At 68.8% G+C, this 23,043-nt stretch carries 17 protein-coding genes; 7 read left to right on the forward strand and 10 right to left on the reverse strand.

The genetic code is table 11. From position 1 onward, the window contains the following. Positions 1-149: 149 nt before the first annotated feature. Both Z052_RS03885 and coxB read right to left on the reverse strand, forming a co-directional pair. Complete coding sequence (locus Z052_RS03885; RefSeq protein WP_094519550.1) at positions 150-2,648, reverse strand: cbb3-type cytochrome c oxidase subunit I; 2,499 nt, start codon at positions 2,646-2,648, stop codon at positions 150-152. Further along, positions 2,645-3,421, reverse strand: a complete 777-nt coding sequence (coxB, locus tag Z052_RS03890; RefSeq protein ID WP_094519551.1) for a cytochrome c oxidase subunit II — start codon at positions 3,419-3,421, stop codon at positions 2,645-2,647. The genes Z052_RS03885 and coxB overlap by 4 nt, the downstream gene beginning before the upstream one ends. 283 nt (positions 3,422-3,704) lie before the next feature. Between coxB and Z052_RS03895 the strand changes: the two genes are divergently transcribed. Further along, on the forward strand, positions 3,705-4,127 hold the full coding sequence (locus tag Z052_RS03895; RefSeq protein ID WP_086215967.1) for a hypothetical protein: 423 nt from the start codon (positions 3,705-3,707) through the stop codon (positions 4,125-4,127). Positions 4,128-4,170: 43 nt separating this feature from the next. On the opposite strand, the gene Z052_RS03900 is transcribed toward Z052_RS03895, so the two are convergent. Both Z052_RS03900 and Z052_RS03905 read right to left on the reverse strand, forming a co-directional pair. Beyond that, the gene (locus Z052_RS03900; RefSeq protein WP_086215966.1) at positions 4,171-6,669 is read right to left on the reverse strand and encodes an RND family transporter; all 2,499 of its coding nucleotides are present in this window, start codon (positions 6,667-6,669) and stop codon (positions 4,171-4,173) included. A 108-nt stretch (positions 6,670-6,777) separates the two neighbouring features. Further along, entirely contained in the window at positions 6,778-8,484 is a 1,707-nt protein-coding gene (locus tag Z052_RS03905; RefSeq protein WP_094519552.1) for a COG1361 S-layer family protein, read from the reverse strand. 166 nt (positions 8,485-8,650) lie between these two features. On the opposite strand from Z052_RS03905, the gene Z052_RS03910 reads away from it, so the two are divergent. Further along, a complete protein-coding gene (locus tag Z052_RS03910) occupies positions 8,651-9,397 on the forward strand; it encodes a TetR/AcrR family transcriptional regulator (protein WP_049929925.1) in 747 nt (248 codons plus the stop codon). A gap of 60 nt (positions 9,398-9,457) precedes the next feature. On the opposite strand, the gene Z052_RS03915 is transcribed toward Z052_RS03910, so the two are convergent. Then, positions 9,458-10,159: an HD domain-containing protein gene (locus tag Z052_RS03915; protein ID WP_086215963.1), complete on the reverse strand. Its 702-nt coding sequence runs from the start codon at positions 10,157-10,159 to the stop codon at positions 9,458-9,460. 173 nt (positions 10,160-10,332) lie between these two features. Here Z052_RS03915 and Z052_RS03920 point away from each other — a divergent pair, with 173 nt between their 5' ends. Both Z052_RS03920 and Z052_RS03925 read left to right on the forward strand, forming a co-directional pair. Then, positions 10,333-11,286 carry a cation diffusion facilitator family transporter gene (locus tag Z052_RS03920; protein WP_049929928.1) on the forward strand — a complete coding sequence of 318 codons (954 nt, stop codon included), beginning with the start codon at positions 10,333-10,335 and terminating at the stop codon, positions 11,284-11,286. Positions 11,287-11,353: 67 nt separating this feature from the next. Further along, entirely contained in the window at positions 11,354-12,088 is a 735-nt protein-coding gene (locus tag Z052_RS03925) for a YqjF family protein (protein ID WP_049929930.1), read from the forward strand. 45 nt (positions 12,089-12,133) lie between these two features. Here Z052_RS03925 and Z052_RS03930 read toward each other — a convergent pair whose 3' ends face one another. Continuing rightward, positions 12,134-13,429: a Glu/Leu/Phe/Val dehydrogenase gene (locus tag Z052_RS03930; RefSeq protein WP_049929931.1), complete on the reverse strand. Its 1,296-nt coding sequence runs from the start codon at positions 13,427-13,429 to the stop codon at positions 12,134-12,136. Positions 13,430-13,624: 195 nt separating this feature from the next. Between Z052_RS03930 and Z052_RS03935 the strand changes: the two genes are divergently transcribed. Continuing rightward, positions 13,625-14,089: a PH domain-containing protein gene (locus Z052_RS03935; RefSeq protein ID WP_049929933.1), complete on the forward strand. Its 465-nt coding sequence runs from the start codon at positions 13,625-13,627 to the stop codon at positions 14,087-14,089. After that, positions 14,086-16,086, forward strand: coding sequence for a PH domain-containing protein (locus Z052_RS03940; RefSeq protein WP_094583092.1), 2,001 nt, complete (start codon positions 14,086-14,088; stop codon positions 16,084-16,086). Before Z052_RS03935 ends, Z052_RS03940 begins: the two co-directional genes overlap by 4 nt. Before the next feature lie 28 nt (positions 16,087-16,114). Here Z052_RS03940 and Z052_RS03945 read toward each other — a convergent pair whose 3' ends face one another. Next, positions 16,115-17,260, reverse strand: a complete 1,146-nt coding sequence (locus tag Z052_RS03945) for an acyl-CoA dehydrogenase (RefSeq protein WP_049929935.1) — start codon at positions 17,258-17,260, stop codon at positions 16,115-16,117. A 177-nt stretch (positions 17,261-17,437) separates the two neighbouring features. Between Z052_RS03945 and Z052_RS03950 the strand changes: the two genes are divergently transcribed. After that, positions 17,438-18,499, forward strand: coding sequence for a phytoene/squalene synthase family protein (locus Z052_RS03950; protein ID WP_094519554.1), 1,062 nt, complete (start codon positions 17,438-17,440; stop codon positions 18,497-18,499). Positions 18,500-18,549: 50 nt separating this feature from the next. Here the strand turns inward: Z052_RS03950 and Z052_RS03955 are convergent, their stop codons facing one another. From Z052_RS03955 to guaB, 3 genes are all read right to left on the reverse strand, one after another. After that, the gene (locus tag Z052_RS03955; protein ID WP_089307794.1) at positions 18,550-20,514 is read right to left on the reverse strand and encodes a DEAD/DEAH box helicase; all 1,965 of its coding nucleotides are present in this window, start codon (positions 20,512-20,514) and stop codon (positions 18,550-18,552) included. A gap of 72 nt (positions 20,515-20,586) precedes the next feature. Continuing rightward, positions 20,587-21,174 (reverse strand): HalX domain-containing protein, encoded by a 588-nt coding sequence (locus Z052_RS03960; protein WP_049929939.1) that lies wholly within the window; start codon positions 21,172-21,174, stop codon positions 20,587-20,589. Positions 21,175-21,375: 201 nt separating this feature from the next. Continuing rightward, a complete protein-coding gene (guaB, locus tag Z052_RS03965) occupies positions 21,376-22,863 on the reverse strand; it encodes an IMP dehydrogenase (RefSeq protein WP_089307795.1) in 1,488 nt (495 codons plus the stop codon). Between the last annotated feature and the right edge of the window lie 180 nt (positions 22,864-23,043).

A 23,043-nucleotide genomic window follows, 5' to 3' on the forward strand; every position in this document is an offset into this window, starting at 1 on the left:
CGGAGACGACGAGCGACGAGACCGTGCGCTGTCCGGAGTGTGGCAAGGATACCGACCCGACCGTCGACTTCTGTCAGTGGTGCGCCGAGCCGCTCGGCGACGACGCTACGTGAGTGGATGAAAGAAAAAAGACCGGGCCGCGACCGACCTCAGAAGAGGTAGAACAGCGGGAAGACGAACACCCAGACGATGTCCACGAAGTGCCAGTAGAGGCCGAAGTACTCGATCGGCCGCTCGTCGTCGAGGTAGTGACCCTGGTAGGCCCTGACGAACAGGAAGATGGCTACCACCAACCCGAGTAGCACGTGGATCCCGTGGAGCCCGGTCGTGACGTAGTAGATCGACGCCTGGATCGGGTCACCATGAGCGTTCGCCGAGATGGTGACGCCCTTGTCGAAGACCTCGTGGTTCCACTCCCACATCTTGATCGCCATGAAGACGAACCCGAGCAGGATGGTCGACCCCAGCGACGCTAGCAGGCCCTGCCGGCTCTTCCGGCGGGCCGCGACCAGCGCTAAGATTACGGTGAACGAGGACGTGAGCAGCACGAAGGTGTTGATCAGTCCGGGTAGCGGGTCGGTCAGCGGCTCCCACGTCATCCAGCCCGCGTTGTAGCGGATGAAGATGGCCGCAGACAGCAGCGCGCCGAAGACGAGAACGTCGGACGCCAGAAAGAACCACATTCCCAACTTGACCTTCTCGACGCCGTTGAACGGCCACCGCTCGGCGAACTCGGTCGGCGGGGCGTAGAAGTCCTCAGTGCCCCACTTCACGCCGGTGTAGATGAGCCCGCCGATCCCGGCTAGGATCGCGGTCGGGTAGAGCAGGTTGGAGATGATGACATCGCTCTGGAGCGCTGTCTCGCCAAGCTCGACGGTGACGGAGTTGGCGAAGCCGGAGAGGCCGAACAGCAGGACTCCAAGGGCGAGCGACAGCGCGAACGGCCAGATGCTCGCGTGACTCGGATGTTTGTCCCAGTGAGCATATCTCGAGATGTGCGACGAGTGGGTGTTACCGCCGTCCGTGGCGACATCGCCGTCGTCGTCCGTCTTCATCGCGGGACCACCGTCGGGCACGTAATCCTTCACGAACTCCAGTTTTCCGGAAGCGTACGACGGTCGGTTCGGCCAGTTCTCAAGCGGTGGCGGCGAGGAGATCGCCCACTCCGCGGTCCGCGAGTAGTCCCACGGGTTGGCGCCGGCCGACTCGCCGGAGACGTAGGACTTCCCTAGGTTGTAGAACATGATGAAGAATGAGAACCCGAGCACGAACGCCCCGATCGTCCCGAACTGGTGGTAGATCTGGAACTCGGGATTGTACTCGAACACCCGGCGTGGGGTCTCCCAAGCGAGGAACATCGAGAAGTAGACGGCGTTGAAGCCGAGGAAGAACGTGGCGAAGTGGAGCTTTCCGAGGAACTCGTCGTACATCTTCCCGGTCACCTTCGGGAACCAGTAGTAGATTGCGCCGACGAGCGCCGTCGCCCCGCCGAACATCACGTAGTGGAAGTGCGCGACCACCCAGTAGGTGCCGCGGAACTCGTAGTCGAGTACGATAGCGCCGAGGAAGACGCCAGTAATCCCACCGAGGATGAACAACAGTAGCGCGCCGAACGCGAACAGGAACGGCGTCGTGAACTGGATCCGCCCCTTAATCAGCGTGTAGATCAGCGAGAAGACAATCAGGTCGAAGGGAAGCGAGATACCGATTGTCGTCGCCATCATCAGCGTCTTGATCTCCAGGTTGATCGTCGTCAAGAACATGTGGTGCATCCACACGAGGAACGACTGAACGGCGATCAAGCAGATGGAGATGATGACCCACTTGCGACCGACGAGGCGTCGGCCGGAGAACGTCTGGAACAGCTCCAGCATGACCCCGAGCGCCGGGAAGAAGACGATATACACCTCCGGATGGCCGAAGAACCACCAGAGATGGCTCCACAGCAGGGCCCCGCCCTCAGTTGCGGAGAAGTAGACGCTCCCAAGCACCCGGTCGGAGCCGAGGATCAACAGCGCACCGAGCAGCGCCGCGAACGCGAACAGCATCATCCACACGGTCGCGAGGATCGACCACGAGAACAGCGGCATGTCCATAATTCCCATCCCCTCAGCGCGGGAGTGATGGATGGACGTGAGGAAGTTCACCGTCGACGCGGTGACGCCGATAATGAACATTGTGAGCGCGAGGATCGCGCCGGTCGACCCGATACCGGGCGTGTACATCGGCACGTTGAGCGGCGCGTACATCGTCCAACCTGCGGTCAGCGTACCGCCTTGGAAGAAGCTGATCCCGAGCAGCGCGCCAGAGAACAGGTACATCCAGTAAGACAGCGCGTTCAGCCGCGGGAATGCAAGGTCGTCCGCGCCGATCTGAAGCGGGACGAAGTAGTTCGCGAACCCGAACGCGAACGGCGAAAGGAACCAGAACACCATTATCAACCCGTGCGCGGTGACGGCCTCGTTGTACGCCAGCCCAGAGAGGATCTGGCTCGTCGGATCCCACAGCTGGAGGCGGATGAGCAGCGCCATCACGCCGCCGAACAGCAGGAAGAACAGCGCTGTGATCGTGTATAGGATACCGATGTCTTTGTGATTGGTCGTGACTAGCCAGCGCTTGACGGAGGTCGTCGGCGGTAGTTCGCTCATGCGCTCACCCCGCTCTGTGTCACAGCTCCGAGCCCGGAGGCCTCGATACTGGCGCTTTCGGAGCCGTTTCCGGTATTATCGTACCACTCTTCCCACTCGTCTTCCGGAATGACGGTTATCTGTCCTTCCATTGCGGAGTGACCCGGACCGCACAGTTCGAAGCACTCGACGGGGTACGTCGCCTCACCGCCTTGCGCTGCGACGTCCTCGGAGCTCACTGAGAACCAGTTCTCGTTGTAGTCCCCGGGAATAGCGTCGGTCTTTATCCGCAAATCCGACGAGCCGAAGTTGTGCCAGACATCCCTTGAGGTCACATTAATATCGATTCGCTGGTCAGCGGGCACGATCAGCTCACCCCGTTCCGTGTGTCCGTTCGGGTACTCGTACGCCCACCCGTACTGGTAGCCTTCGACCATGATCTCGATGTCGCCCTCGTCGCCGGTGTCCGGTCCGTCCTCGACGTAGAGGAGTAGCCCGTACGAGTACACGACGAGGCTGATGACGACGATCGCGCTCAACCCGAACGAGAGGAAGAGCTTCTTCGCTTTCGGACCGCCCTGTCCCGTGGGGAGCTCGCCGACGACCGGCGCGTCGAACTCTTCGTCCGACCGGTTCCCGTCGTCGCGGTACTTGTACACGTTCCACAGCGTGTACGCCACGACGATGGTGCCGACGAGGGTGCCGAGCGCGAGGAAGACGAAGAAGATCTCGTCGAAGACCTCCGCCTGTGCGCGCCAGTCACTCCCCTGTTGTAGGATAACTGGATCTATCATGTTCGTCTGTCTGCCCTTGTACCTCCCTTGGCGATGGTACACTTATCTCTTGTGTAGCGGGCCGGGCGATCGGACGAGAGAGGCAGCGATTCAGGCACCCGAGCGGAGCCGGAGCCGCTCCGCCGACGAACCCGGCGACGGTCGAGCGGGACGCGCAGCGAACGGCACGGGCGCACGTGTCGGAACGCCGGGAACTCGCGCGTCGAAGGGTATTTGTACGCGCGAACGGAGGCCCTAACAACGGATATCCATGACATCACTAACCCTCTTGAGTACGGGGCTGATGGGCCTCCTCGTCGTCGCCACCTTCGTCGCGGTCGCCGAGATCGGCGCGAAGCGAGCGGCGCCCGGTCGCGACGGCGACGGCGGTAGCTACGAGGCGATCGTCGAGACGCTCGGCGACATCGCCCGGACGCCAGTCGTGTGGGCGATCTCGTTCGTGGGCGTCACCGTCCTCTTCGGCGGCAGCATCATCCTCGGCGTCGGGAGCTTCGGTATCCCAGAGGGGCTCGCCGGCACCCTAGTGAACGTCGCGTACCTGATCGTCGGGCTGCTCCTCGTTGGCTTCGTCTTCCTCGGCGCGTACTTCGCGACGCGGAGCCGCGGACTCGGAAACGCGCACGGCGTCGCCGCCGGCACCCTCGCGACCGGCGCCGCGTTCCTCGTCCTCGTCACGGTCCAGCTTCTCGTCGGCGTCGTCGGCTGATCGACGGGAAACGCGTTCTCTCCCCGGCGAAACCCTTCGACCGTCAGCGCCCGCTCTCGGCGCCGGAACCGCGGAGCCCGTCGTCGAGCCCGAGCCCGACGCGCGAGCCGTACCGGTCCCACACGACGACGAGGGACGGCACGAGCAGGATCGAACAGAGGTAGGCGTAGAACACGCCCAGCGCGAGCAGGACGCCGAAGTCGCGAAGCAGGGGGATCACCGCGAGCCACAGGACGCCAAGCCCGGAGACCGTGGTGAGCATGCTGCCTGTGAGCGCGCCGCCGGTCCCGGCGATGGTGACGTCGAGCGCCTCGTCGATCGGGAGCCCCTCTTGATACTCGTCGACGAACCGGTGGACGAAGTGGACGGTGTAGTCCACCCCGAGCCCGATCGACACCGAGAGGATGGGGGCGTTGATCGGCGTCAGCGGGATGTCGAACAGCCGCATCGACCCGATGAGCAGCCCGACGGTGACGAGGACGGGAACGAGGTTCAGGAAGCCGTAGACGGCCTTCCCCTCCAAGTACGCGTACGACAGCGCCAAGAACAGCGCCGTGAGCCCGAAGGCGGCGAACAGGCTCCGGATCGCCGACTCGGTCAGCAGGTCGATCACGGCCTCGTTGACCACGAGGGAGCCGGTCGGCACCGCTTCGAGCGGCGTGCGCTCGGCGAGGTCGCGCACGTCGGCGACCGCCTCGGAGTCGTCGACGCCAGGTTTGATCGTGAAGTCGACGCGCGCGCTGCCGCGGTCGGCCGCCACGTATCCTCGGGCGCGGCTCTCCGCGGAGGAGTCCAAGAGCGCGTCGTACACCTCGTCGACGTTGCGGTCGGGCACGCCGTTCCCGAGGCGGTCGTTGCGCTCTACCAACGCCGCGAACTCGGGGTCACGCGACGCGCGGTCGTCGATCACGGTGACGACGCTCGTCGCCTGCGCGCGGCGCTCGTCGGTCGTCGCGAAGGTCTCCGGCGGGTTCCGCGCGGTCCGGTCGATCAGTTCCAGGGCGTCGTCGTCTCTCACCGACTGGTCGATGTACAGCGTCACCGACCCCACAAAGTCCTGTTCGAACTCCTCCTCGAACAGCGTCAGCACGTCGAGGAACGTGTAGTCGGTCGGCGCGAACGGCTCTGGCAGCTCCGCGTACGTCTCCAACCGGTCTTGATCCGGGAAGAAGGCCTCCTGCGAGAACTCCGTGTCCACGCCGGAGCCGTAGGCGCCGCCGGCGGCGCCGCCGAGGAGGAGGAGCACGACGACCGCGACCGGAGCGATCCGCGAGAGGTCGACGCCGACGCGGAGGACGCGCGCGATCCGCGAGCCGCCGGTGCCGAGCGCGCTCGTGCCGAACTCCGGGATCGGGAGCCCCTCGCGCCACCGGTCAGAGAACACCTTCGCGGCCGGGAGGAAGACGCCGAAGATGATCAGCGTGAATGTGATCCCGGCGGCCGCGACGATCCCGAAGTCGCGGTTGGGGTCGAACGGGCTCGCGACGTTGGAGACGAGCCCGAACACGGTGGTGATCGTCACCAGCAGGAAGGCGATGAGCAGCTGGTCGGTCGTGGTCCGCATCGACCGCTCGATCCCAGCCCCGGTCGCCCGCTCCTCGCGGTAGCGGTTGACGATGTGGATGCCGAAGTCGATCCCGACCGCGAGCAGGAGCGGAAACACCGTCACGAGCGAGTTGGAGAAGGGGATCCCGGCGTACCCCATGAACCCGAACGTCCACAGGAGCGACATGAGCAGTGCTGACAGCCCGATCGCCATGTCGAACGGGTCGCGGTACGAGAAGATCAGGAATCCGACGATCAGGATGAGCGCCGCCGGGAAGACGATGATCGCGGTGTCGGTCAACAGCGCGGTTATCTCGGACTGGAGGACGCCGTCGCCGAAGAGGATCGCGTTCTCGCCGGCGACGTTGCCCGGGACGGAGTCGACGACGTCGACGCTGCGGGTCTGGAGCTCCGTCACCCGCGCCGTCGTCGCCGACGCCGGAAGGTCGTACGTGATCCCCACGATCGCGGTGTCGGCCGCCTGCGCGGTGGGGTTGTAGTCGACGGACACCTGCGCCGCGATCGCGCCCGTCGCGTCGGCGTCGGCGATGGCGGCCCGCAGTTCGGCGGGCGTCGCCTCGGCCACGGCGTCGCGTCGCTCGGCAGCGCTCGCGGCGGTCGAGTCCAGCTGTCGGGCGACCGCGTCGGCGTGGCTCGACGTCGACGCGACCCGGAGCGTCGACCGCGACTCCAGCCGGTGTTGGGTCTCCAAGGTTCGTAGCAGCGCGTCGCGAGAGAGGACGTTGTCGTCGGAGACGATCACCTGCGCGGAGGTGGCGGAGCCGCCGATCGACGTCTCGAACTCCTCGTCGATGTCGTCGAGCGCCCGCTGTGCGGGGATGTCCTGCGTGAACTGGTCCGTGCCGGCGTTCGTCTCGATGCCGGTCAGACCGCCCGCGAACGCGGCGGTCACGAGGATGAAAACCGCGATGACCGCCAGCGGCCGCTCCGTGACGACGCGGTCGATCTCCTCGATCAGCCGGTCGACGGCGGTCACGGTCGCCCCGCTGTCCGACGTTCACTCGTCGGCGACGGAAGGCTGGCCGACGGGGAGCGAAGGCGGTGGCGCTCCGTCGCGCGAACGGTGGCGTGTCCCCTCATCGGATCACCGCCGTCGGTACCAGACGGCGCCGCCGGCCGCGGCGACGACGAGCAGGGCGGCGACGGCGATCAGGCCGACGGGGCGCCCGCCGTCGTCGACGGCGGCGGTCACCGTGACCGGGACCTGCGTGATGTCGGAGATGCGGTCGTTGCCCCGCTCGTCCTCGTACCGGAAGTCGAGCTCGATCGGGTGGTCCTCGACGCTCGCCCCCGAAGCGGCGGACACCTCGAACCAGGTCTCAGCGGACTCGCCGGGTTCGAGCTCGTCGACGAACGCCTCGTCGTTGACCGCCGTCAGCGGGCTGTCGGCGTAGAGTCCGGCGTTGATCGAGGAGAGCGTCTCCGGCCGCCGGTTCGTGATCGTGGCGTTGATTCGCCGGGTCTCGCCCGCCGTGACGGTGGCGTTCTCGACGGCCAGTTCGAACTCGGGCTGCCGGGGCGCCACCTCGACGCGGCGGGTCTTCTCGACCGAGAGCGTCGCGTCGCCGCTGTCGTACTCGGTGGTGAACCGGAACTGTCGGGGGCCGGGGTCGGCGCTCCCGCTCACGTCGGCGTCGAAGGTGAAGGTCGCCGACTCGCCGGCCGGGATCGTCGGGAGCGCGTACCGGCTCTCGCCGAGGCTCACGCGGTTACTCCCGGAGTCCGCGACGAGGACGGCGTTCTCGACGTCGAGCGGGCCCTCGTTCGTGATCGTGCCGGAGACCGTGCCGGAGTACCCGACTTCGAGCGTGCCGGAGACGTTGCGCAGCGCGAACGACTGCTCACGGATCGGAACGACGCCGGCGCGGGCGGCCGCCGCGGTCGCGTCGATTCCGTTCGGGTCGCGGTAGTCGACGGTCGAGGAGAGCGCGTAGGCGCCGCCGGGGAACGACTCCGCCACGGAGGAGTCGAACGTCACCGTCCGGTTCTCGCCGGGCGCCCAGTCGCCGACGAACGCCTGCCCGCCGCCCTGCCCGAGGGTGACGCCGGGCGCGGTCGTGGTGCCGGAGACGACCGCGTCGCGCGCGGTCTCGTCGCCGACGTTCGACAGCGTGACGGCCACGTCGCCGCTGCCGCCGACCTGCGCGTCGGTGTCGGTCTCGATGACCGCGAAGCGGGCGCCGTCGTCGACGACGATGGTCAGGTCGAAGTCCTCGATCCCGCGGCGGTCCTTGTGGTCGTTGAACTCGGGGATGATCTCGAAGGTGTACCGGTAGCGGGCCGTCGCCTCGACCTCGTACCGGCCGTCGGGCACGTCGTCGGGCACCGTCACGTCGAGCGGCACGGAGACCGGGCTCGCGGCGGTCCGAACGTCTCCGACCGGGATCTTGCCGTCCTCTACGTCGATCGGCACGCCGCCGTCGTCGATCTCGAGGGTGAGCCCGCGAGCGGTGGTGACGCGGGAGTCAAGCTGGTTGCCGATCGACATCTCGCCGGTGTTGACGATGTCGATCGTGAGGGTCGACTCGGCGCCGCTCGGAACCGTCCGCTGGGTGGCGAACAGTTCCAGCACGGGCGACCCGCGGACCTGTCTAGGGGTCGGATTCGACTCCGTCTGCGCGACGGTGCCGTCGGCGGTCGGACCGTCGACTCCCGACAACGCGGCGACGTCGCCGCCGGACGGCGCGCCCGCGCTCGGCGCCGCGGCGCCGGCGAGCGAGACGCCGACGAGCAGTGCGCTCGCCGCGACGACGGCGAGCGCGGCCGTCGCGAGCCGCGTCGGCCGGCTCATCGGTCACCTCCGCCGTCGCTTGGGGTGCGTTTGGTCGCGAACGGCGACCGGTCGTACCGCGGCGGAGCGTGACGAGTCATAGGTTCCTGTCAGTCGCCATCGACATAAGCGTGTTGAATGAACGTTCAATCAGGGCCGATATATAGTCGGCGCCAGTATCCAGAACATGGACGGACCGTTCGCGGAGCCGACGAACACGCGGGAAGCGATCCTCGGCGCGGCGTTCCGCGCGCTCCGGAAGCACGGGTACGCGAGCGTCACGATCCAGCGGATCGGCGACGAGTTCGACAAGAGCCCGTCGCTGGTGTACCACCACTACGACGGCAAAGACGACCTGCTCGTCGACCTCATGGGGTTCCTGCTCGACGAGTTCGAGGCCTCGATTTCCGACAGCGGCGACCCCCCGCCCGTCAGCGGCGGCGACTCGCAGCCGGTCGACGAGTCGGCTCCGAGCGCGAACAGCGACGGCGCCGAGGCGCCTCCGGAGCGCTCGGCCCGGGACGAGCTCGACATCTACCTCACGGCAGCGGTCGATCCCGCGTCCCTCGACGGCGCCTACGCACCGGACGCGCAGTTCGTCACGGTGATGACGGAGCTCCGCGCGCAGGCCGCGAACGACGAGGCGTACCGCGAGCACTTCGACCGCAGCGACCGGGTCTTCGGCGAGTACCTAGAGCGGCTCGTCCGCGAGGCCGCGGCCGAGACGGAGGCGCCCGACGGGCACGCAGCGGGAGCCAGCCCACCATCGGTACCTGTTGAGGAGGTCGTCGCGACCCTCCAGACGTTCGCGACCGGGGGGATGTTCCGCTGGACGACGACCAACGGGGGAGCCTGGGTCGACGACTCCCGCGCCGGGATCGACGGGTACCTCGAACGGGTCCTGCCGCTGGTGGAGACGGACGAAGCGGACTGAGTTCGCTCTCGGCGGCGACTGGCCTCGTTTCCGGCGGCTGCCGGGAGGAAGGGGACCGGTTCAGCGGTCGGTGACGCCGTCGGCGTCCATCCTGGAGACCTCCTCTTCGAGCCACTCGCGGAGCCACTTCACGCGTTTGATCCGCTGGTGGGCGATGCTCTCGGCGGTGTCGGAGACGACGCGGTCGGTATGGTCGTGCGCTCGCTGGAGCACCCGGTCGACCATCTTCGCGGAGTCCATGTGCGTGCGCGACTCGTACCCCATGCGCAACAGCATGAGGACCGCGCCGTTGGCGCCGACCTTGTCGAGCACGTCGGCCTCGATCAGACACCGGCTCTCGAGGGGCACGTCGTCGAGGTCGCCGGTGTACGAGTGGTCGACGACCGCCCCGCACACCTCCTCGATGAACGACTCGGGGTAGTTGCCGCGGCTCTGGAGGTACTCGCGGGTGACGCGCGCGCCGGCCTCCGCGTGGACGTCCTGCTCCGCCTCCAGCTTGGCGACGTCGTGAAAGACGGCCGCGACGCGGACCACGTCCACGTCGGCGCCCTCCGCCTCGGCGATCTCTGTCGCGAGGTCGACGACGTTGAGGATGTGGTTGAACCGGTACGACGCCGAGTGCCAGGGGTACCAGCGCATGCGCCCGCCGTCGTCCTCGCTCTCGACGCTGGCCGCGAGGTAGTCGCGGACGAAGCCTTTCATCTCCTCGAAATCCTCGTCGCTCACCTCCGTTTCCTTAATTTCGACGCCCACCGGGACCACCTCGGGCGAAAAGATCGTGATTCATTACCGTAGGCGAGGAGCGTTTCGGTCTTAGGCGTTACGACGGAGTCTTCGGGCGCGAGACGGCCGTCGCTAGCGGCCGCCTTCCGGCGATGCGGCGAGCGTTGACGCGACGCGAGACGCTTAACAGGGTCGCGGGCGCACCGACTGCTATGTTGAGTCCCTTCGGGAACGACGACCGCGCTCGGTTTCAGCGGGCCGCGGCGGTGAACGTCGCGGGCAACGCGGCGAAGATAGCCGTCGTGGGCGCGACGGGGCTCGCGTTCAACAGCGTGGCGCTGCTGGCCGACGCCGCACACTCCGTCGCCGACCTCGTCGCCAGCGCGGTCGTGTTCGTCTGGGGGGGATCGCGGTACGAGAGCGCGGACGAGACGCACCCGCACGGCCACCAGCGGATCGAGCCGCTGACGGCGCTGTTCGTCGGCGCGACGGTGGCGGTCCTCGGGCTGCTCCTGTTGCGCGAGTCCGTGCTCGGGTTCGTCGGCCCGGTGGAGGTGCGGGCGAGCCTCCTCCTCGTCGGGGCGCTGCTGTTCGCGATGGCGGACATGTACCTGCTGTATCGGTACACGGAACTGGTGAACGCCGACCTGGGCTCGACGGCGCTCGCCGCCCTCGCGGTCGACTGTCTCAACGACATCTACACCACGATCGCCGCCCTGGTCGGCGTGTTCGGCGTGTTCCTGAACGTGCCCGTTCTCGATCCCGTCGCCGGCGCGCTCGTCAGCCTCCTCGTCGTCTACCAGGGGATCGAGATCGGCCGCGAGAACGTCACGTACCTCGTCGGGGGCGCGCCGCCGCCGGGCGACCGCGAGCGCGTGGTCGCCGCCCTCCGCGACAACCCCGCCGTCGAGGGCGTCCACGACCTGACCGTGTTCTACGACGGAACCGACCTGGAGGTCGAGGTCCACGTCGAGGTCGACGGGGAGATGACGCTCCGAGAGGCCCACAGCGTGGAGACGGAGCTCGTCACGACCCTGCGCGGACTGGAGGACGTCGGCGACGTCCACGTCCACCTCGATCCGTCCGGCCTCGGCGAGTGGAAGGACGCGCCGGAGGCGCCCGACTCCGCGGCCGATCGCGGGGACGACGCCGGCCCGCGAGAGTGACCGTCGGCGGGGGTCCGAAACCGCCGGTGTCGTGCGGGTTTTGCCCCCTCGTCACGTACAGATCGGTATGCTTGGTCGCCGCTGGCTGGAGATGACGTGGCGGGACGGACTGTTCGCACACTGGCCCGTCGACCCGTCGACCGTCGCCGCGGCGCTGCCCGACGGGCTCTCGGTCGCGACTCACGACGGCGACGCGTACCTCGGCGTCGTCCCGTTCGTGATGGAGGACATCCGTCCGCGCGGGGTCCCGCGAGGGCTGTCGTTCCCCGAACTCAACCTCCGGACCTACGTCGAGGGGCCGAACGGTCCCGGCGTCTACTTCCACAGCCTCGACGCCGACGATCGTCTCGGCGTCGCGGTCGCCCGCGGGCTGTTCCGGCTCCCGTACTACCGCGCCGAGACCGACGTTCGGGGCACCGCGGCGAGCGGCGGCGCGGGGCAGGGAGGCGTCGACGCGGACGCGCGCGACGCCGTCCGCTTCGCGAGCCGTCGCGTCCACGAGGGCGTCCCGCACGCGCGGTTCGACGCGACCTACGCGCCGGCCGGCGAGGCGTTCACCCCGGATATCGGGTCGCTGCCGGCGTTTTTACTGGAGAACTACCGGTTCTACACCGCGGGAGAGAGCGGGCGGCTGTACGTGGGCAAGATCGAACACGACCCGTGGACGCTGCGGCCGGCCGAGGCGGATATCCGGGCGAACACGCTGTTCGCGGCGAACGGCTTCGAGGCCCCCGACGGCGACCCGATCCTCCACTACGCCGAGCCGATCGCGGTCACCGCCGACCGGATCAGGCGGGCCTGACGCCGAGCGGAGCGTCCGCGGCCGGAAGCGACCGCGACCAGCCGGCTACGGGAACAGCCCGCGGTACTCGTGGGCCTTCGCGGTGCGCTCCAAGGCGAGCGTGTAGGCGGCGGTCCGCAGGTCGGGGAGCTCCTTCGTGTCGTACTGTTCGACGGTCTTGTCGAAGGCGCTCCCGATGCGCCGCTCAAGCTCGGCGTTAACCGTCTCCAGCGGCCACGAGAACTCCTGCGCGTTCTGGACCCATTCCAGGTAGGAGACGATGACGCCGCCCGCGTTCGCGAGGATGTCCGGCACGACTTGGATGTCGCGCTCGGTGAGCGCCTTGTCGGCCGCGACGGTCGTCGGGCCGTTCGCCGCCTCGACGACCGCCGACGCACGGAGGTCGTCGACGTTGTCGGCGGTGATCACGCCCTCGACGGCGGCCGGGATGAGCACGTCGACGTCGAGCGTGAGCAGCTCCGCGTTGGTGATCTGGTCGGGGTCGTCCCAGCGGGAGTCGGCGGTGCTCGCGCCGCCGCGGATCTCGCCCGCGACATACTCCTCGACCAGTCCGCCGGCGTCGACGTGCGCGCCGAGCGCGGCCACGTCGAGCCCGTCGGGGTCGTAGGCCGCGCCCGACACGTCCGAGGTGGCGACCACGTTGGCGCCCCCCTCGTCGAGGAGTCGGGCCGCGTTCGACCCGACGTTCCCGAACCCCTGAATCGCGATCGTCGCGTCCGACAGGTCGCGGTCGAGGTACTCGAAGAGCCGCTCCGTGACGAGCGAGACGCCGCGACCGGTCGCCTCCACGCGACCCGGCGTTCCGCCGATCTCAAGCGGCTTCCCGGTGACGACCTGCGGGACGGAGTACCCCTCGTACATCGAGTAGGTGTCCATCATCCACGCCATCGTCTGCGGGTTCGTGTTCATGTCCGGCGCGGGCACGTCGATCTCGGGACCGATCATCCGACGGATCCCCTCGGTGTACCGCCGGGTGAGCCGTTCGAGGTCGCGTTCGGTGAGGTCTTTCGGTTCGCAGATCACGCCGCCTTTGGCGCCTCCGTACGGGAGGTCGACCAGGGCAGTCTTCCACGTCATCCACCCGGCGAGCGCCTCGACCTCTCGCTGCGTGACCGTCGGGTGGAACCGAACGCCGCCCTTGAACGGCCCGCGGGCGCTGTCGAACTGACAGCGGTACCCCTCGAACACCTCGACCTCCCCGGACTCCAGCTCCACCGGGAGCGTCACCTTCAGCGTGCGTTCCGGGTGCTTGAGCCGCTCGAACACCCCGTGGTCCACGTCTGCGTACTCCTCGGCGCGGTCCATCTGGGCGAGCATGTTCTCGAACGGATCGTCGGCCATGGCGACCACGACTCGATCGTTCGTGATATTGGTTTCGGCAAGTTTCTCCTTTGATAGATGATAACAATCACGGCAATCGACGCCCGCGGATCGGCGCTCGCACGTCGAAGCCTTCCGGCCACGTCCGACCGGACTTATACGTCGGGGGGAACAAGCCGCGGACATGACACACGGACACGCGACGGGGGACCGTCGATGACGGCACAGACGCTCCATCCCCGAGTCCAGGTCGTGTGGGTCCTCCGCGCGGTGCTGCTGTCTGCGCTCGTCACCGCTCCCTTCGTCGGCGGCGCGTACTTCGAGTACCTCCCGCGGTGGGCACCGGTCGCCGTCGGGGGGGTCGTCCTGACGCTCACCGTCGCCCACGCGCTGTTGCGGTACCGACGCTGGAGCTACGAGATCCGCGAGGACGCGATCTACCTCGACCGCGGGGTGGTCACGCAGGTCCGGACGACGGTGCCGCTGGTGCGGATCCAACACGTCGACTCCCGCCGCGGCCCGGTCGAACGGACGGTCGGGCTCGCCTCCTGCGTGGTGTACACCGCCGGATCGCGGGGCGCGGACGTGCGGATCCCGGGACTCACGCCGGACGGCGCGAGCGACCTCCGCGAGGAGTTGAAGCGGCTGGCGATCCGCGCCGACGGGGAGGACGCGGTGTGAAGCTGGCGCCGCAGTCGGTCCCGTACCGCGCGCTCCAGAAGGCGGCCGGGACCGCCGTCGCGCTGTTCGTGATCGTGAACAGCGGCGGCTTCGGGCTCCCGTTGGCGGTCGGCGGGGGCGCCGCCATCCTCCTCGTCACGTTCGCCTACGAGGTCGCGTACTACCGCCGGTTCGAGTACGTCCTCACCGAGGACACGCTCGACATTTCCTCCGGCGTCATCTCGCGACGCGAGCGAGAGATCCCGTACCGGCGGATCCAGAACGTCGACGTGAGCCGCGGCGTGATTCAGCGGGCGATCGGCGTCGCCGCGGTCGACTTAGAGACCGCCGGCGGCTCCAGCACCGAGGGGTCGATCCGCTTCGTCACGCCCGACGAGGCGACGCGGCTCCAGCGCGAAGTCCAGCGCCGGAAGTCCGGACGCGCCAGCCGAGACGACGACGCCGAGGCGTCGGGGACCGACGCCGACGCGGTCGACCCCGGTGGAGACGACGCGTTCGGCCCCGACGAGGAAGTGTTGTTCGCCATCTCGCCCGGCGAGCTCGCCATGGTCGGCGCGCTGTCGTTCGACGGGCGCCTGATCGGGCTGCTGGCGTTCCTCAGCTCCGGGTCGTTCCCGGTGCTGTCGAGCTTCCTGCCGGAGACCTCGGCCGCCGCGCTGACCGCGACCGCGATCGTCGGGGTCGCGGCCCTCTTCATCGCGTCGTGGCTCATCGGCGCGGGCGTCGCCTTCTCGAACTACTACGGGTTCCGGCTCTCGCGGGCCGGCGACGAGCTGCGCTACGAACGCGGGCTGTTCCGGCGATACAGCGGGTCGATCCCGACGGAGAAGATCCAGGCGCTGCGGATCACCGACAACCCCGCCAAGCGCGCGCTCGGCTACGCGAGCCTCTCTATCGAGACGGCGGGATACGCCCCCGGACAGGGGAGCGAGTCGGGCAACCAGTCCGCCGTCCCGATCGCCGCCACCGACCGCGTCTACCGGCTCGCACACGAGGTCGAGTCGTTCGGGACGCCGGAGTTCAACCGCCCGCCGAAGCGGATCCGCTGGCGGTACGTCATCCGGTACACGCTGATCGTCGGCGTCCTCACCGGGATCGCGTACGGCGTGAACTGGTACGTGTCGCCGTCGATCCCCTGGTACGGGGCGGCCGCCCTCCTCCTCGCCGTCCCGCCCGCGGCGCACCTGAAGTGGAAACACCGCGGCTACTGGGTCGGCGAGGACCACCTGCTCACGCGGAACGGGTTCTGGAGCCGGACCGTCGCCGTCGTCCCGTACTACCGGATCCAGAACGTGATCGACAGCCGGACCGTGTTCCAGCGCCGGTGGGGCGTGGCGACGATCGTCGCCGACACGGCGGGCACCGGTTCGCTGACCGGCAGCGACGCGGCCGCCGTCGACTTCGAGGTCGGCGAGGCCGAGGCGCTGAAGCAGACCCTCACCGAGCGCCTCGCGACCGCCGTCGCGGCCCGCCGAAGCGACGGGGCCGACTCCTTCGAATGGCTCGACGGCGACGACGGGGGAGAGGACGGAGTCGACGAGACGGACGGAAGCGTCGGGAGTCGCACAGAGGAGGGGAAGCCCGCCGAAGACGAGGAGCCCCCTGGAGGCGAGAAGCCCGCGGGAGACGAGAGGGGCGGCGTCGACGAGGGTGGCGTAGGGAGCGAGGACGCCGGCGACGAACCCGACGACGACGTGGTCGCCGACGCCGAGGCGGACGACGTTGCGAGCGAGGCGTCGTCCGAGGAGGACCTCGATATCCCCGAGGACGGCGTCGTCCGGCCCGACTTCTCGCCGAGCGATCGCGATTACTCGGAGCCCGCGGAGCGGATCGACACCGGAGAGTACGCGGTCGACCAGAACCCGTCGGACGCCGACGTGGCGCACGGGCCGGGATCCGGCGAGGAGCGCGAGGCAGACGGAGACGCGGCGGACGGCGATCGCGACATCGCGGACGGCGACCGCGACGGGGAGGGCGAGACTCCAGACGACCGCTGAGGGGCGTGGCCCGCGCGGCCCCGCCCGCTCACTCGTCGAGGAGCTGTTGTGCGATCGTGTTGCGGAGCACTTCGCTCGTTCCCTCGTATATCTCCGAGAGCTTGGCGTCGCGGTAGAACCGCTCCGCGGGGAAGTCCTTGGTGTAGCCGTAGCCGCCGTGGATCTGGATGCCCTCGTTGGCGACCTCCCGGGCGATCTCCGAGGCGTACAGCTTCGCCTGCGCGGCCTCCTTGATGTAGTCCTCGTCGCGCATCTTCAGGTCAGCCGCCTCGTGCATCAGCAGCTCCGCCGCGCGCGCCTTCGTGTCCATGTCGGCGAGCTTGTGCTGGATCGCCTGGAAGTCAGAAATGGGGCGGTCGAACTGTTCGCGCTGTTGGGCGTAGGATTTCGCCTCGTTAAGTGCCGCGCGCGCGATCCCGACCGACCGGGCCGCGATGGTGATGCGCCCGCCGTTGAGCGTCTTCAGCGCGTGGACGAACCCGTCGCCCTCCTCGCCGAGCAGCCGGTCCTCGGGGATCCACATGTCGTCGAACCGGAGCTCCGCGGTCGGACATCCCTTGTCGCCGAGCTTGTCCTCCGTCCCCTCGACGATGAACCCGTCGTCCTCCTCGGGGCGCACGACGAACGAGGAGATGCCGTTCCGGCCGGCGTCGGGGTCGGTCTTGGCGAACAGGGTGACCGTGTCAGCGACGGAGCCGTTCGAGATCCAGAGCTTGCCGCCGTTCACGACGTAGCCGTCGCCGTCGCGTTCCGCGGTGGTCGACATCGCCGGCACGTCGGAGCCGGCCTCCGCCTCCGAGAGGGCGAACGCGCCGATGTCCTCGGCGGTGTTTAACGCGGTGAGGTACTCCTGCTTCTGGGCCTCGTCGCCGAACTCGTAGAGCATGTTGCCGGCCAGCGAGGTGTGGGCGGCGACGACCGTCCCGAGCCCGCCGGAGCCGCGGGAGATCTCTTCGAGCCCGATCGCGTAGCTGTGGTAGTCGAGGCCCGCGCCCTCGTACTCCACCGGGAACGGCATGCCCATGAGACCGAGGTCGGCCATCTTCTCGACCAGGTCGGCGGGGAACTCATCGGTCTCGTCGATCTCGGCCGCGCGCGGAACGACCTCCTCGTCGACGAACTCCGCGACGGTGTCGCGTATCTGACGCTGCTCTTCGGTGAGCGTGAACTCCATACCCGAGCCTTTGGCCGGGCGGACTTAGCCGTTTCCACACGATTGTACACGGGTCGTCGGTTCGTCGGAGCTGACGGGAGTCGAGTCGTGCGATTTCGGCCGCCCGTCCCGCGGTCGACGCCCGGCGGACGTTCCACGAGGGTTTTTATGCGTTGTGCCGTAAATACCGGCAACTGAATGAGCGGACGAGAACACGGCCCCGGCGAGGCCGACCTCGAGTGGTGTCACGAGGCGGTCCAGGGGGTCTCGCGGACCTTCGCGCTGACTGTCGACGTGTTAGAGGAGCCGATGGCGTCGCAGATCTGCGTCGGCTACCTCCTCTGCCGCGTCGCCGACACGGTCGAGGACGCGGGTCATATCCCGCCGGACGCCCAGAGCGACGTGTTGCGGACGTACCGGCGATCGATCGATCCGGACGACGAGACGGACATCGCGGCGTTCCGCGCGTCGGTCGACGAGTGGCTGCCCGCGGAGCGCGACGACGACTGGACCGTCGTCGCCGAGGCGCCCACGATCGCTGCGACGTTCGAAGAGCTCGACCCGGAGGCCCAGGATGCCATCGTCCCGCCGGTGTTGGAGATGGTCGACGGGATGGCGATGTTCGTCGAGCGTCACGCGACCGAAGGCGGACTCCGCATCGACGACCGCGACGAGTTGGAACAGTACTGCTACTACGCGGCCGGCACCGTCGGCAACCTCATCACGAACCTGCTCACCCGCGGCGACCTCACCGAGGAGCGCGCGACGCGACTGCGGGAGACCGCCGAGGAGTTCGGCCTCCTCCTCCAGCTCGTCAACGTCTCGAAGGACGTCTACGACGACTACACCGAGGAGAACAACGTCTACCTCCCTGCCGAGTGGCTCGAGGCCGAGGGCGTCGAGCAGGAGCGCGTTGTCCACCCCGAGAACCGCGAGTCGTCCGCGCGGGTCGTCGGCCGGACCGCGGACTACGCCCGCTCGTTCCTCGACGACGCGCAGGCGTACCTGGAGACGATGCCGCTGTCGAACGGGAACACGATGGAGGCGTGGACGGTCCCGTACCTGCTCGCGGTCGGTACCCTCCGAGAGCTCGGGAGCCGCCCGGAAGACGCGCTCACCGAGACCGGCGTGAAGGTGTCCAGACAGGAGGTGTTCGCGGTGATGTCCGCGGCGAGCGACGTCGGCCGCGACTCGCTCGCGGAACTGCGCCAGACCATCGCCCGGACGCCGTTCCACCGCGCGGTCGGCTCGGCGGACTGAGCCGCCGCGCGTCGCCGCCGCTTTCGTTTTTCCCCGGCATCCCTCGTCGCTCACAGCCGCGACCGCGCCCGGGACACCGCGGGAACGCGCACGCCCGTCGTCTCCCCGAGCGCCTCGGCCGCGCTCAGCAGCCACTCCGCGCGCTCGACACGGGAGTCGAGGTCTCCCGGACCGATCCGGTACCGCTCGACCAGCTCCTCGACGGTCGCGCCCCCGATCCACTCGTCTAGGATGCGGGCGGTCTTCACCGACTCCAGCCACCCCTCGAAGTCGTCCGGGTCGGTCATGTCCGTCGTCAGCTGTGCGGCGTTGCTCCGGGCGAACTGGTAGATGTCGGCCCGCTCTGCGTTGCCGAGGTAGGTGTCCTGCATGTCCGGCGTGTCGCAGATCACCTCGAAGGCGGTGAGCGTCGTCGCCTCGGACAGGTCGGCCGCCGCGCGGAGGCCGGCGACGATCCGCTCGCCGGTCTCCGGGCGGACGTACTGCTTCGAGGTCGTCTCGCCGACCGCCGTCGCGACGAGGCGATAGTCCTCGACCCCGCCCGTCTCCCGCGCGACCATCTCGGCCGCAACGAGGTCGTCGACCGCGACGGCGACGGCGTCGGCGAGCCCGCCCGCCCCCGTCTCTCGCGCGTAGAACGTCCCCTCGAACACGTCGAGGATCTCCGACTCGGTCGCGGCGAACCCCGTCGCGACCGCCGCGAGCACGTGCGTCCGGAGCGCGCCCGGCTCGGCGAGCTGCGACTCGACGGCCTCGGGCTCGCCCTCGACGTAGCGCTCGCGAACCTCCCCTCGAGTGTCTGCGTCGGCGACGAGGACCGCCTCCCCGTGCGGGTCGAGGCCGGGCCGACCGGCGCGGCCGCACATCTGGTGGACCTCGAGCGTCGGGATCCACGCCATGCCGCCCTCCCCGTACCGGCGCTGGTCGCGGACGACGACGCGGCGCGCGGGCACGTTGACGCCGGCCGCCAACGTGGGCGTGGCGCAGATACAGGCCACGTCGCGCTCGCGAAACGCCGACTCGACGACGGCGCGGTGACCCGACCGGAGCCCGGCGTGGTGGAACGCGACGCCCGTCCGCAGGCAGTCGGCGAGCTGTCGGCCGGTGAGCGTGCCGTCCACGTCGGTCGCCTCCTCGGCCGCCGCGGCGGCCGCCTCGTCGATCCCCAACTCCGCGGCGAGGCCGTCCTCGGCGAGCCGCTCGGCGAGGTCGACCGCCTCGCGGCGAGAGCGGACGAAGGCGAGGCACTGGCCGCCGTCCGCGACCGCGTCGGCGACCAGCGCGGCCGTGACCTCGGTCGGATCGTTCTCGTCGTCAGCGTCCCCGTCGCCGTCGATTTCGGTCTCGTCGAGGTCGACCGAGAGGCTCGTGCCGTCGTCGAAGTCGACCTCGCCGCCGACGGCGACGCCGGTCCGGAGGTCGACCGGCCGCCACTCGGACTCGACGAGCGCGGCGTCGAGCCAGTCGGCGATCGCCTCGGGGTTGTCGACCGTCGCCGACAGCGCGACCGTCTGGAGGTCCGGATTCCGGCGTCGGAGCGTCGCCAGCGTCACTTCGAGGGTCGGTCCGCGCCCCGTCGCGCCGAGCAGGTGGACCTCGTCGACGACGACGCAGGCCAGCGCGTCGACCCACGAGGCGCCGTTGCGGATCGCCGAGTCGACCTTCTCGCTCGTGGCGACGACCACGTCGTTGCCGGCGAGCGCCTCGCCCGTCGCGTCGAAGTCGCCGGTGGAGATGCCGACGTCGACGCCGGGGAGCGCCGCGAACGTCTCGTACTTCTCGCGGGCGAGCGCGCGGAGCGGGCAGACGTAGAGCCCGGGGCCGTCGGCGGTCAGGAGCGCAAGTTGTGCGACGAGTGTCTTGCCCGAGGCGGTCGGCACCGCCGCGACGACATCGGCGCCGTCGCAGACGCCCGCGTCGACCGCCGCGCGCTGCGGCGGGTACAGTTCGCGCACGCCGCGCTCGGCGAAGTGGTCGACGACGCGTGACGAAAGCGGCAGGTCCCGGACGCGCATACGAACACGCCTTCGGCCGGATCGCTGATAAAGAGTCCGCGGCGCCCCCTCTCGAACCCGTTCGGTCGCCGACTACCCGTCGGCGTCGAAGTCTTGGAACAGCTTCTCGTAGTCCTCGTCGTCGGTCGCGACCGCGTCGCGCGACTCGTCGGCCCGCTCGCGGAGCTCGTCGATCCGACCGGTGAGCCGCTGGTACTCCTCGTTGTCCGCGAGGTCGCTGGCGCTCTTCTCGGACTCCAGCATCGCCTTCTTGGAGGTCAGCGAGAACAGCTCTTGGACCTCCGAGTCGTACTCGCCGCGCCGTAACAGCCCTTCGACGGTCTCTCGGAGCGTCTCGCTCGTGACGGGCTTGACGAGGTAGTCGTCGAACCCCATCTCGAGGATGTCGAAGTCTGGCTCGACGGCGGTGACCATCGCGACCCGACAGTCGATGCCCCGTTCGCGGACGGCCGTGAGGACCTCGTCGCCGGAGAGACCCGGCATGCGTCGGTCGAGGAGGATCGCGTCGACCTCGTCGTCGACCTCGTCGAGTTGGTCGAGCGCCTCGCGGCCGCCGTACGCGGTCCGGACGCGGTACTCGTCGCCGAGCCAAGCGGCGTACAGGTCGGCCAGATCGGGTTCGTCCTCGACCACGAGGACCAGCGGCGGTTGCTCACTCATGGATGACGGGAGCGAGGGGGTGTTCGCTCACACGTTTCGTCTCTCCGCTGGCTATATTAAAATACCTCTTCGAAGCGCCACGCTGATCGGTCGCCCGGCCGGACGCGATCGGACGAGACGCGACCGGAGTCGACGAGGCGCAGCGCGACGCGGTGGGGCGCGACCCGACAGGGACCGCGCTCGGTCGGCGGTCGGTTCCGGTTACTCGTCCGGGCTGTAGTTGGGCGCCTCGTCCGTGATCATCACGTCGTGCGGGTGGCTCTCGCTCTGGCCCGCGGTCGAGACGCGGACGAACTCCGCGCGCTCGTGGAGGTCGGGGACGGTCTCCGCGCCGACGTACCCCATCCCGGAGCGCATCCCGCCCGTGAGCTGGTGGAGCTCGGAGGCGAGGCTCCCCTTGTACGGGGTCGCCGCCTCGACGCCCTCGGGGACGAACTCCTCGTCTTCGTCCTCCTCTTTGAGGTAGCGGTCGCCGCCGCCGGACTTCATCGCGCCGACCGACCCCATCCCGCGGTACTGCTTGTACTTCTTCCCCTGCATCGTGATGACGCGGCCGGGGGCCTCGTCGGTGCCGGCGAAGTACGAGCCGAGCATCACGGCGTCCGCGCCCGCCGCGATCGCCTTGATCGCGTCGCCGGAGTACCGGATCCCGCCGTCGGCGATCACGGGCACGTCGTGCTCGGCGGCGACGTCCGCGACCTCCGCGACCGCGGTCATCTGGGGCATGCCCGCGCCGCTGACGACGCGCGTGGTACAGATAGAGCCCGGTCCGATGCCGACCTTCAGCCCGTCGGCGAAGTCGACCGCGGCCTCGGCGGCCTCGCGCGTGCCGACGTTGCCGACGACCACGTCGGCGTCGACGGTCGCTTTGATCGCCTCCGCCGAGTCGAGCACGTTGAGGTTGTGGGCGTGCGCGCAGTCGATGAAGATGACGTCTACGCCGGCCTGATCCGCCGCGACGGCGCGCTCCTCCTCGAAGGGGCCGACGGCGACCCCGGCGAGCAGGCGCCCCCGGTCGTCGCGGGCGGCGTCCTCGTGTTCGCGGCGCTGGAGGATCCCCTGCATCGTCACCAGCCCGACGAGCCGCTCGTCGCCGTCGACGATGGGGACGCGCTCGATCTTATGATCGTACATCAGTTCGAGCGCCTCGCGCGCATCGACGTCGTCCGGGGCGGTGATCACCTCGTCGGTCATCGCCTCGCGGACGGCGTCGTCCTCGCCGACTTCGAGGTAGGGCCGGATGTCGGTTCCGGAGATGATACCGAGGACCGTGTCGTCGTCGGCGACGACCGGCGCGCCGGAGACGCCCTGCCGCTCCATCACCTCGTCGGCCTCGCGGACGGTGTCGTCGGGCGAGACTGTGACGACGTTCTCGCGGCGGATGACGAGCTCGTGCGCGCGCTTGACGCGCTCGACCTCGGCGGCCGTCTCCTCGGCGGTCATGTTGCGGTGCAGGACGCCGAGGCCGCCTTCGCGGGCCATCGCGATCGCGAGGTCGCTCTCGGTGACGGTGTCCATCGCCGCCGACAGCACGGGGACGGTGAGTTCGACGTGCTTCGACACGCGCGTCGTCAGGTCCGCGTCGTCGGGCTCGACCCGACTCTCTTTCGGACGGAGGAGCACGTCGTCGAACGTCAGCGCTTCCGGGACATCGAGCTTCGCCGAGAATCGGCCAGAATCTGTCGCCATATAATCCGTCATGAACGGCCGATGAAAAGCGTTGCGAGACGGCACGGACGTGGTTGTTGCTCACATTCGAATACCTATTATATACATGATCATGGCTATCAATCGGCCGAGACGCGATCGGTTCGAGAACGATTGAGTCCGTTCGGCCCGTCGAAGCCGCTCTGCGTCCGGAGTGAGAGC

This window comes from Halorubrum sp. C191, from assembly GCF_002727095.1.
GTDB classification, from domain to species: domain Archaea; phylum Halobacteriota; class Halobacteria; order Halobacteriales; family Haloferacaceae; genus Halorubrum; species Halorubrum ezzemoulense.

What these genes read in the sequence shown, in the direction of transcription:
- Z052_RS03885 (WP_094519550.1), bottom strand. Translation starts at nt 2,648, where the DNA reads ATGAGCGAACTACCGCCGACGACCTCCGTCAAGCGCTGGCTAGTCACG.
- coxB (WP_094519551.1), bottom strand. Translation starts at nt 3,421, where the DNA reads ATGATAGATCCAGTTATCCTACAACAGGGGAGTGACTGGCGCGCACAG.
- Z052_RS03895 (WP_086215967.1), top strand. Translation starts at nt 3,705, where the DNA reads ATGGGCCTCCTCGTCGTCGCCACCTTCGTCGCGGTCGCCGAGATCGGC.
- Z052_RS03905 (WP_094519552.1), bottom strand. Translation starts at nt 8,484, where the DNA reads ATGAGCCGGCCGACGCGGCTCGCGACGGCCGCGCTCGCCGTCGTCGCG.
- Z052_RS03910 (WP_049929925.1), top strand. Translation starts at nt 8,651, where the DNA reads ATGGACGGACCGTTCGCGGAGCCGACGAACACGCGGGAAGCGATCCTC.
- Z052_RS03920 (WP_049929928.1), top strand. Translation starts at nt 10,333, where the DNA reads ATGTTGAGTCCCTTCGGGAACGACGACCGCGCTCGGTTTCAGCGGGCC.
- Z052_RS03925 (WP_049929930.1), top strand. Translation starts at nt 11,354, where the DNA reads ATGCTTGGTCGCCGCTGGCTGGAGATGACGTGGCGGGACGGACTGTTC.
- Z052_RS03930 (WP_049929931.1), bottom strand. Translation starts at nt 13,429, where the DNA reads ATGGCCGACGATCCGTTCGAGAACATGCTCGCCCAGATGGACCGCGCC.
- Z052_RS03935 (WP_049929933.1), top strand. Translation starts at nt 13,625, where the DNA reads ATGACGGCACAGACGCTCCATCCCCGAGTCCAGGTCGTGTGGGTCCTC.
- Z052_RS03945 (WP_049929935.1), bottom strand. Translation starts at nt 17,260, where the DNA reads ATGGAGTTCACGCTCACCGAAGAGCAGCGTCAGATACGCGACACCGTC.
- Z052_RS03950 (WP_094519554.1), top strand. Translation starts at nt 17,438, where the DNA reads ATGAGCGGACGAGAACACGGCCCCGGCGAGGCCGACCTCGAGTGGTGT.
- Z052_RS03955 (WP_089307794.1), bottom strand. Translation starts at nt 20,514, where the DNA reads ATGCGCGTCCGGGACCTGCCGCTTTCGTCACGCGTCGTCGACCACTTC.
- Z052_RS03960 (WP_049929939.1), bottom strand. Translation starts at nt 21,174, where the DNA reads ATGAGTGAGCAACCGCCGCTGGTCCTCGTGGTCGAGGACGAACCCGAT.
- guaB (WP_089307795.1), bottom strand. Translation starts at nt 22,863, where the DNA reads ATGGCGACAGATTCTGGCCGATTCTCGGCGAAGCTCGATGTCCCGGAA.